The following is a 9112-nucleotide window of genomic DNA, read 5'->3' on the forward strand; positions in this document are numbered from 1 at the left end:
GTGGAGGGCTGAGGCGCCGGCTGGCGCCGGATCGATAGGTTGACTGCCACCAGCCGCCCGCCGAGGAGGACCTCCCGATGACCCCATCCGCTCCGCGTACCCGGCAGTGGTTGCCCTACACCGCCGCCGTCACCGCCGGGCTGGTGGTCATCGTCGGGGCGTTCGCCTTCGTCCAACAGCGCGAAGCGGGCAGCGAGGGGCCCCGCACCGACTGCGCCATCGCCCTCCAGGTCAACTCCTCCACGGAGAAGGCGGAGCTGCTGGTCGAACTGGCCGAGCGCTACAACCGCAGCACCCGGTCGATCGACGGCGGCGGCTGCGCCCAGGTGCACGTCAGCGCGTTGAACTCGGGCAAGGCCACCGAGGCGCTGGCCACCGGATGGACTGACACCGGCCTGCCGCGACCACAGGTCTGGCTACCGACGTCGAGCCTGTGGACGGGTCAGCTACGGCTGCTCGACATGGCCGCTGGGCGGGCGCCGCAGACGCCGGACCGGTACTCGTCGATCGCCAACAGCCCGCTGGTGATCGCGATGCCGCAGCCGAAGGCCGAGCTGGTACGCCAGCGCGGGCCGCTGGGTTGGGGGGAGATCCTGGGCCTGTCCGGGCGGGATGGGTGGGCGGGCTTCGGCAAGCCGGAATGGGGCCGGTTCACGTTCGGCAAGGACAATCCGAACCTGTCCACCTCCGGGCTGGCGGCGACCATCGCCACCTACTACGCGGCGGTGCAACGGGCCAGTGACCTGACCCGGTCCGACCTGGCCAAACCTGCGGTCACCCAGTTCGTGCGCCGGATCGAGGCCAACGTGGCGCACTACAGCGACGACTCGGTGGACCTGCTGCGCAGCCTCGCCGAGGCGGACCTGGCGGGCCGTACGGACGACATGAGTGCCATCGTCCTGCAGGAGGAACTGGTGGACCTCTACAACACGGGTGCGTTGAGCCCCCGGCAGGAGGGGCAGGAGCGGGGCCGCCGGCCGAACGTCCCCCTGGTCGCCGTCCACCCCAAGGAGGGCACGTTCAACCTGGACCACCCGTTCGTGGTGCTGCCCTCCGCCGATGAGCGGCAGCGCGCGGCAGCGGCCGACTTCCAGGCCTTCCTGACCGAGGACGCCCAGCAGGAGAGCTTCACCCGCCTGGGTTTCCGGGACCACGAACGCCGCGCGTCGGCGGAGCTGCTGGCCAGCGTCGGTGACGAGCCCGCCGGCGGGCTGACCTACTTCGAGCCCCCGGACCCGCAGGTGGTCGCTGCGATGTTGGACGGTTGGCGCACCCTCCGTAAGAAGGCCAACATCCTGATCGCCCTGGACACGTCAGGGTCGATGCAGGCGATGATCGGCACCCGTACCCGTTTCCAGGTCGCCTCGACGGCGGCGGGCAAGGGCCTCGCGTTGCTCAACTCCGAGGACCGGGTGGGGCTCTGGTCCTTCTCCTCGGAGACCTCGAAGCGACCGAAGAGTCCCTACCGTGAGGAGGTTCCTCTCGACGCGTTCGACCAGAAGCGGATCACTCGCAAGATCGAGGGCCTGCACGTCGAGGGTGGCACCGCGCTCTACGCGACGGTCCGGGCCGCACATCGGGAGCTACTCGACCGGTACGACCCGCAGCGGATCAACGCGATCGTCGTGCTGACCGACGGCAAGAACGAGTACACCAAGGACAACGACCTGGCCCGCCTGCTCGACGAGGTCGCCCTGGACCCGCAGCGTCCGGTGAAGGTGTTCTGCATCGCCTTCGACCGGGAGTCGGACTTCGCCACCCTGGACAAGATCGCCAAAGCGTCGTCGGGTAAGGCCTACGACGCCACCGATCCCGCCATGATCGACGAGGCGTTCGTGAAGCTGGTCAGCAGCTTCTGACGCACCCCCTGGCCGGCATGGGCCGGAACCGCTGTTACGAGATGTGCGGGGGAAGCGCAACGGTTTCGCCCGCCACATCGATCGTGACCTTGCCGCGGAGTGCGTACGACCGCCTGTTCTCCAGTAGTTCATGAGCCTCGCCCATGCGAGCGAGCGGAAGAGTCGCGCCGATGACCGGCTTGACGAGACTGCGTTCGACCAGCGTGGTGAGCGCGTCCAGCTTGCCTCGGTTCTGTTGTGTGAAGACGAAGTGATAGGCGGCGTTCTTGCCCCACGCCTCGATGAGGTTCTGCGGCTGCGCGATGTCGACGATGCTGACGACGCGCCCGAAGTCGGCAAGCGTCAGCGGGCTTCGTGTGAGCGTGTCGCCGCCGATCGTGTCGAAGACGACGTTGACGCCCTCGCCTCGCGTCAACTCGGCTACGGCGTCGACGTAGTCCGTCGACGTGTAGTCGATCGCCGCATCGGCTCCGAGAGAGCGGACGAACTCGTGGTCGCTGTCTTTCGCGGTGGTGATCACTCGTGCGCCGATCGCCTTCGCGACCTGGATCGCGATCGTGCCGACGCCACCCGCACCCGCATGGATGAGGATAGTCTCTCCCACGGTGAGCTGAGCTCGCGTCACCAGGGCCTCCCAGACCGTGCCGCCGACGAGGGTCAGACTCGCCGCCTCCAGGTGTGTGAGGTTTTCCGGCTTCCGGCCGACGAGGTCGACGTCGGTGACGTGCTGCTCGGCGTAGGAGCCGGGGCCGCCGAAGATCTGGGGGGTGTAGTACACCGCATCGCCGACGCGGAACTCGGTCACGTGGGACCCGACCTCCTCGACCACGCCGGAGATGTCGTGCCCGATGATCGCCGGCAACGGCACGTGATCCGCGTAGTCGCCACGACGGATCTGATAGTCGAGTGGGTTGACGGCGGTCGCATGGACGCGTACCCGCACCTGGCGGGATTCGACTCGCGGCACGGAGACGTCGCGCAATTCGAAAGCATCGGCCCCTCCGAAACGGGCGAGCACGACGGCCTTCATCAGGTCGGTCATATCGACGCTCCTCCTGGTGGTTCTGGGCGTGCGATGCGCCGGGACGGGCGGTTCTTCCTCAGTGTCGCGCGCACGATCCGCACGCTCCAGTGGCGATAGGGCAAGCATCCGCGAGGGCGGTGACAGGCCTGTCGCACGGCGCACGGGCAAGCTCCTTTCGCGGGCAAGTCGATCGCCGCCCGCGAACCGATCGTCGCGTTCCGGCTCACCGCATCAGGTCGAAGAGGGTGCCGGTGGCGCGGGTGCGTCGGATCTGCGGCAGCCGGCCAGGAGGCGGGCGACCATCTGCTTGGCGTCACCCCTGTCGTAGTCCGGCCCGAGGATGCACAGGTTGCCGATGCCTCGCAGCAGCGTGTACGCGGTGATGTGCCGGTCGATCTCCCCGGCCTCCTGGCTCGCCGCCAGCAGCGTCTCGCACGCGGGCACAAGCTCGTCGAGCACCAGGGCGTGGAGCTTGGCCAGGCTCGGGTCGTTCGAGCCCAGGGCAACGCTGAGACCATGCTTGGTCACCAGAAAGTCGACGAAGGCCGTGATCCACCGATCCAGAGCGTCCACGGCCGGGATCGGCTGCTGCCGCAGGTGCGCGGCCAGGGCGGTGCAGTCGTCGACCTGGTGGCGATAGACGGCACTCACCAGATCCGCCCTCGTCGGAAAGTGCCGGTACACCGTTCCCACTCCCACACCTGCGCGACCGGCGATGTCGCGGACGGGGGCCTGCACACCCTGCTCGACGAACGCTGCGGCCGCCGCCGTCAGCACCGCCTCGCGGCTGCGACGTGCACCTGCCTGGCGCACACCGATTGTGTCGGACACCGCACCCCCTTGTTGGCGGAACAATGTTCCGCTAACTTTGCGGAACGACGTTCCGTCAAACCTAGCAAACCCACGACCCGCATTGGAGGCACTCATGTCTGCTATGCCGCTTAACCGCCAGATCGTCTCGGTCAAGCCACTCACCGTGCCCACCACCGGCCGCAGCATCCCGCTTCAGGTCAAGGTCACCGCGCCCATCGAGGGCGACACGTTGCCCGTCATCGTCTTCTCCCACGGCAATGCCTGGTCGATGGACGGGTACGAGCCACTCATCGAACGGTGGTCGGCCGCCGGGTTCATCGTCGTGCAGCCCACCCACCTGGACTCCCGCCGCAACCGCATCGGCTTCGACGACCCCCGCTTCGCCGGCATCTGGCGCGTGCGAATCGCGGACCTGCACGCCATCCTGAACCACCTCGGCGACATCTTCGACCAGGTTGGCGGCCTGCCCGCCCGAGCGGACCACACGCGCATCGCGATCGTCGGGCACTCCTGGGGCGCACAGACCGCCGGAGCGCTGCTAGGTGCCCGCGTCCTGGACGCCGCCGGCACGCCGGGTGAGGACTACTCCCACCCTGCGGTCAAGGCCGGCGCGCTCATCGCCGCGACCGGCACCGGCGACAGCCTGACCCCGTTCGCCGTGGCGCACCTACCGTTCATGCGCCCCGGCTACGCCACGATGACGACCCCGGCCCTTGTGGTCGCCGGGGGCAAGGACCAGTCCGCCATGTCCACCCGCGGCCCCGACTGGTTCACCGACGCCTACCACCTCAGCCCGGCACCGAAGCGGCTGCTCAGTATCTCCGACGGCGAGCACACCCTGGGCGGGGTCGCCGGAGAGGCCGTCAAGGAGACCACCGACGAAGACCCCGCCCGTGTCGCACTCGTCGCGGACGCGGTCTCCGCCTACCTGCTCGACGTCCTCGGTCTGGACTCGACGTCCTGGCAGGCATGGGAGAAGCAGGCCGCTGACAGTTCCGGCACGTTCACCATCGACACCAAGTAGGTGCGCCCTCATGTGAACGACCGCTCGCGGCCTCGATGATCCGCCACAACACCGCCCGGTGGCGTGCAGTGCCGACGCCCTGCCGCCGCCTCTCAGGGCGACAGCGGTGGGCGGAGGCCGTCGAAAGTCACCGCCAGTACGCGGCTCTCTACTGCGGAATCCTGGCTGACGTACCCGATCGCGTGGGCGGCACCGGCTATCAGCGCGATGAGCGTTCGCACGTCGATGTCGACGCGGACTCTGGCTGCCTGCTGGGCGCGACCGAGCAGTTCACCGATCGACTGCTGAAGGTCTCGGGTGGCCTCGGCCACGGCGCCCCCGTCGGCGTGCAGGTCCACGCCTGCGTCCGCCAGGGCGTCCGCGAACGTGTGTTTGATGGTCGACTGGCGCACCGCCTCGGTGAGGAACGCGAAGAACGCCGCACCGGGGTCGTCCGCCCCGGCCAACGACCGGGCCTGCTCGGCGAGCGCATCCAGGCGGCCGACGAACACCGCCTCGACCAGAGCCTCCTTGGTCGGAAAGTGCCGGAAGACCGTGCCGATCGCCACCTCGGCCCGCTGGGCGATCTCCTCGGTCGACGCGGTCGGTCCCTTCACGGCGAAGACCGCGTCGGCGGCGTCGAGGATTCGGGTCCGATTGCGCCGCGCGTCGGCGCGTAACGGCCGGCCGCCCTGCGTGTCTCTGCCGCTGGCCGCAGGGGCAGCTGGGCTCACGACGGTCGCTCCTTCCCGCATCCGCCTTGCTGTTCGACCTCAGGATACTGCCGGCGACGGACGACTCCGTTGACAAGGTGAGTGGCGACTCATAATATCCGAAACGGAGTCAGGGCTCACTTTATTTGCCTCGTCTCGCAAGCTCCCTGCCCGTCCGACCACCCGACTGGAGCAGCACCATGAAGATCATTCTGATGACCGGAGGCACGTCCGGCCTCGGTGCGTACGCCCTGGGCCAGCTGACGAAGTCCACCGGCACCAGGCTGTTGCTCGGCGCGCGGGGCGCCGGGCCGGCGGACGTCGAGACGTACCCGCTGGACCTGGCCCGGCTCGACAGCGTCCGCTCCTTCGCCGCCGCGGTGCGGGACCGGCTCGGGTCGACGGAAGTCGACGCGCTCGTGCTCAACGCGGGTGTCAGCCTGACCTCCGGCGACGAGCGCACGGTAGACGGCTTCGAGACGACCTTCGCCGTCAACCACCTCGCCCACTACCTCCTGCTACGGCTACTGCTGCCCCAGCTCGCATCTGGTGCCGTTGTCGCGCTGACCACCAGCGGCACGCACGACCCGACTGTCAGGACCATGCTGAGCAGTACCCCGCCCCACCACGCCGACGCCCGGCTGCTGGCCAACCCGGAACGGGATCCACAACGAGGCGTAGGCCCGCGCGGCGGGCGGCCGGGCCTACGCCTCGTCCAAGCTCTGCAACATCCTCACCGTCCGGGGCCTCGCCGCCCAGCCGGAGGCGTCACGGCTGCGGATCGTCGCGTTCGACCCGGGCCCGACGCCGGGTACGGGCCTCCTGCGCAACACCCCGCCCCCGGTCCGCCTCATCTGGCGCTTCGGCACCCCGTTGCGGGCACTGATGCCCCGATTCAACACCGTCGCGGCGGCCGGCGGCGCGCTGGCCGACATCGCCTCGGGCCGCACGGTGCCGCCCGTCGGCGCCTACTACGCACGGCTCGTGCGAGGGCAGCTCACCTGGACCTCCCCATCCGAGCTGGCCCGCCGCGACGACGTACGGGATCGCCTGTGGCGAGACAGCGCCGAACTGGTCGGGCTGCCGGTCACCTTGTAGAGCAGGCCAACCGGCCCCCTCGTCACCGCCGAATGCGAGACAGAGCCGTGGGCGAGACAAGCCCGCCCGACATAATGGCCGGGTGCAGCATGTGCACCTGCGGGTCGACGTCGCCGCCCGCAGGTGAACTGGCGGGCCGCGGCCTGTCGACGGGCGTGCGCGGGCGAGTGACGTTCGCCGCGATGCCGACTGACCGTTGGTGCGCGGGGGGCCGAGTGGATAGCTTCGAGCCCTCAGGGTGGGCGACGGGCGGAGGCTGGATGACGCATGGCAACGCTGAGTATCGCTACGCGAACACGGCGATACTGTCGGTTACGGCTTTGGAGGCGCCGGTCATCGTCACCTCTGATCAGTTCGACGAGCAGCTGAGCGAGACCTTCCGGCGGCTGAGACTGCGCCCAGGGATGCTTCAGCGGATCGCCGGAGTTCAGGAACGACGGTGGTGGCCGGAGGGCTTCGGATTCGCCGAGGCGGCGGCGACGGCCGGCGCCAAGGCACTGTCGGAAGCCGGTGTCGACGCGCGTGACGTCGGCCTGTTGATCAACACGTCGGTGTCCCGCGCGCATCTGGAGCCCTCGACCGCGGTCGCGATCCACCACGCTCTGGACCTGCCGCCGTCGGCCTTGAACTTCGACATCGCCAACGCCTGCCTCGGATTCGTCAACGGGATCCAGGTCGCGGCCAACATGATCGACGCCGGGCAGATCCGGTACGCGCTGATCGTGGCGGGCGAAAGCTCCCGCGAGGCCCAGCAGGTGACCATCGAGCGGTTACGTCGATCCGACTCCACCCGCGACGACGTCCGGGAGCAGTTCGCCACGTTGACCCTCGGCTCCGGCGCGGCCGCGATGGTGTTGGGCGCCGCCGGCAGCCATCACCAGGAGCATCGGCTGATCGGCGGTGTGAGCAGGGCGGCCACCCAGCATCACGAGCTGTGCGTCGGGGACAACACGCGGATGCGTACCGATGCGAAGGGTCTCCTCGACGCGGGTGTGGAGCTCGCGGAGGCAACCTGGGCGGATGCGCGGTCGTGGGGTTGGCAGGACATGGACCTCTACGTCATGCATCAGGTCTCGGCGGCCCACACGCGTGGCGTCGTCAGGCGGCTCGGCCTCGACCCTCGGCGGGTCCCGGCGACGTTCCCGCTGTGGGGCAACGTCGGCCCGGCATCGCTACCGATGACCTTGGCCCACCACGCGGGATCACTCCACTCCGGTGACCGGGTGCTGTGCATGGGGGTCGGCTCGGGCCTGAACACGTGCGCCCTGGAGATCGTGTGGTGAGCAACCGGCAGGAAGGGCCGCCGCTCGGTTTGCCCGGTCTGGACAGTGCCTGGTCCCGGTGGGTCACGGCAACGGACAGTCAGGGCGTGCAGCGCACCTGGCATGTCCTGGACACCGCCGCTGCCGACTCGGACAGCGCGATCCAACCCGTGGGAACGCTGCTGTGCGTGCACGGCAATCCCACCTGGTCGTACCTGTGGCGGCACCTGCTGGCCCGGTTCCGACGGGCTGACGCTCCGCGCTGGCGGGTGGTCGCCGTGGACCACCTGGACATGGGGTTCTCGGAGCGGACTGGCACCGTACGCGGGCTGGCGCAGCGGATCGACGACCTCACCACGGTCACCGACGCGCTCGGTATCACCGGGCCGGTCGTCACCGTCGGGCACGACTGGGGTGGGTCCATCTCGTTGGGTTGGGCGCTGCGTCACCGGGATCAGCTACGTGGTGTCGTGCTGACCAACACCGCGGTGCACCAGCCGAGTGGGTCGCCGGCGCCCGCCCTGATTCGCCTGGCCCGGCTGCCCGGCGTGTTGCCGGCGGTGACCGTGCGGACGCAGACGTTCCTGCAGGCCACCCTCGCATTGGCGAACCCGTGGCTGCCGGAGCCTGTCCGAGCGGGCTATCTCGCTCCGTACCGCGGTGTGGAGCGACGTGCGGCGATCGGCGGCTTCGTCGCGGACATCCCGCTCGGGCCTGAACATCCGAGCTGGCAGGCGCTGCAAGAGGTCGCGCAGCGTCTGGACACGCTGGCGGGGATACCGGCGCTGCTGCTGTGGGGGCCACGCGACCCGGTCTTCGGCGAGGTGCACCTGCGTGACCTGCGAAGCCGGCTGCCGCATGCCCAGTTGCACCGGTTCGAAGGAGCGGGTCACCTGCTCGCCGAGGACGCTGACGTCGCCGGTGCGGTCGCCCAGTGGCTGGTCGACCTGGACCACCGGCCCGCCGAGCCGAACGCGTCGCCGGAACCGGCGGTGCCGTGGCGTCCACTGTGGGCGGCGTTGGCGGAGCGTGCCGAGGACCGGTCGGTCGCTCTGGTGGAGCTGGCGAAGAACGGTCGGCAGATCAGCTGGTCGTTGTTGTGGCGACGCATTCGGGAGATCGGGGCCGGGTTGTCGGCCTCCGGCGTGCGTCGCGGCGATCGGGTGGCACTGCTCGTACCGCCCGGCGCCGATCTGACCGCCGCCGTCTACGCGTGCCTTCGCATCGGTGCGGTGATCGTGGTAGCCGATCCCGGGCTGGGACTGGGCGGCATGAGCCGGGCGCTGCGCAGCGCCGACCCCGCGCACCTCGTCGCCGTCGGCCCCGGGCTCGCCCTCGCC

8 protein-coding genes and 1 pseudogene are annotated in these 9112 nt (G+C 69.6%); 6 read left to right on the plus strand and 3 right to left on the minus strand.

The features are described 5' to 3' along the window. Window positions 1-77 precede the first annotated feature (77 nt). Window positions 78-1859: a substrate-binding and VWA domain-containing protein gene (locus tag EYA84_RS05015; protein ID WP_131051830.1), complete on the plus strand. Its 1782-nt coding sequence runs from the start codon at window positions 78-80 to the stop codon at window positions 1857-1859. Between the two features lie 34 nt (window positions 1860-1893). Here the strand turns inward: EYA84_RS05015 and EYA84_RS05020 are convergent, their stop codons facing one another. Beyond that, on the minus strand, window positions 1894-2901 hold the full coding sequence (locus EYA84_RS05020; RefSeq protein WP_131051831.1) for a zinc-dependent alcohol dehydrogenase family protein: 1008 nt from the start codon (window positions 2899-2901) through the stop codon (window positions 1894-1896). A gap of 213 nt (window positions 2902-3114) precedes the next feature. Continuing rightward, a complete protein-coding gene (locus tag EYA84_RS05025) occupies window positions 3115-3849 on the minus strand; it encodes a TetR/AcrR family transcriptional regulator (RefSeq protein ID WP_236145596.1) in 735 nt (244 codons plus the stop codon). On the opposite strand from EYA84_RS05025, the gene EYA84_RS05030 reads away from it, so the two are divergent. Then, on the plus strand, window positions 3809-4720 hold the full coding sequence (locus tag EYA84_RS05030; RefSeq protein ID WP_131051832.1) for an alpha/beta fold hydrolase: 912 nt from the start codon (window positions 3809-3811) through the stop codon (window positions 4718-4720). The genes EYA84_RS05025 and EYA84_RS05030 overlap by 41 nt on opposite strands. Before the next feature lie 92 nt (window positions 4721-4812). Here the strand turns inward: EYA84_RS05030 and EYA84_RS05035 are convergent, their stop codons facing one another. Further along, on the minus strand, window positions 4813-5433 hold the full coding sequence (locus tag EYA84_RS05035) for a TetR/AcrR family transcriptional regulator (protein ID WP_236145598.1): 621 nt from the start codon (window positions 5431-5433) through the stop codon (window positions 4813-4815). Window positions 5434-5627: 194 nt separating this feature from the next. Here EYA84_RS05035 and EYA84_RS34050 point away from each other — a divergent pair. From EYA84_RS34050 to EYA84_RS05050, 4 genes and pseudogenes are all read left to right on the plus strand, one after another. After that, window positions 5628-5975, plus strand: a pseudogene (locus tag EYA84_RS34050) (SDR family NAD(P)-dependent oxidoreductase); the annotation flags it as partial. 322 nt (window positions 5976-6297) lie between these two features. After that, window positions 6298-6510 (plus strand): hypothetical protein, encoded by a 213-nt coding sequence (locus tag EYA84_RS33350; RefSeq protein WP_236145599.1) that lies wholly within the window; start codon window positions 6298-6300, stop codon window positions 6508-6510. Between the two features lie 260 nt (window positions 6511-6770). Next, a complete protein-coding gene (locus EYA84_RS33355) occupies window positions 6771-7793 on the plus strand; it encodes a 3-oxoacyl-ACP synthase III (protein ID WP_131051834.1) in 1023 nt (340 codons plus the stop codon). An 86-nt stretch (window positions 7794-7879) separates the two neighbouring features. Beyond that, a partial coding sequence (locus EYA84_RS05050; protein WP_201272294.1) for an alpha/beta fold hydrolase occupies window positions 7880-9112 on the plus strand: 1233 nt, incomplete at its 3' end.

The sequence above is a fragment of the Verrucosispora sp. SN26_14.1 genome, assembly GCF_004307965.1.
In the GTDB taxonomy this organism is placed as follows: Bacteria; Actinomycetota; Actinomycetes; order Mycobacteriales; family Micromonosporaceae; genus Micromonospora.

Coding starts and splice junctions, on each gene's coding strand:
- EYA84_RS05020 (WP_131051831.1), bottom strand. CDS start 2,901: ATGACCGACCTGATGAAGGCCGTCGTGCTCGCCCGTTTCGGAGGGGCC.
- EYA84_RS05030 (WP_131051832.1), top strand. CDS start 3,809: ATGTCTGCTATGCCGCTTAACCGCCAGATCGTCTCGGTCAAGCCACTC.
- EYA84_RS05015 (WP_131051830.1), top strand. CDS start 78: ATGACCCCATCCGCTCCGCGTACCCGGCAGTGGTTGCCCTACACCGCC.
- EYA84_RS33350 (WP_236145599.1), top strand. CDS start 6,298: ATGCCCCGATTCAACACCGTCGCGGCGGCCGGCGGCGCGCTGGCCGAC.
- EYA84_RS33355 (WP_131051834.1), top strand. CDS start 6,771: ATGACGCATGGCAACGCTGAGTATCGCTACGCGAACACGGCGATACTG.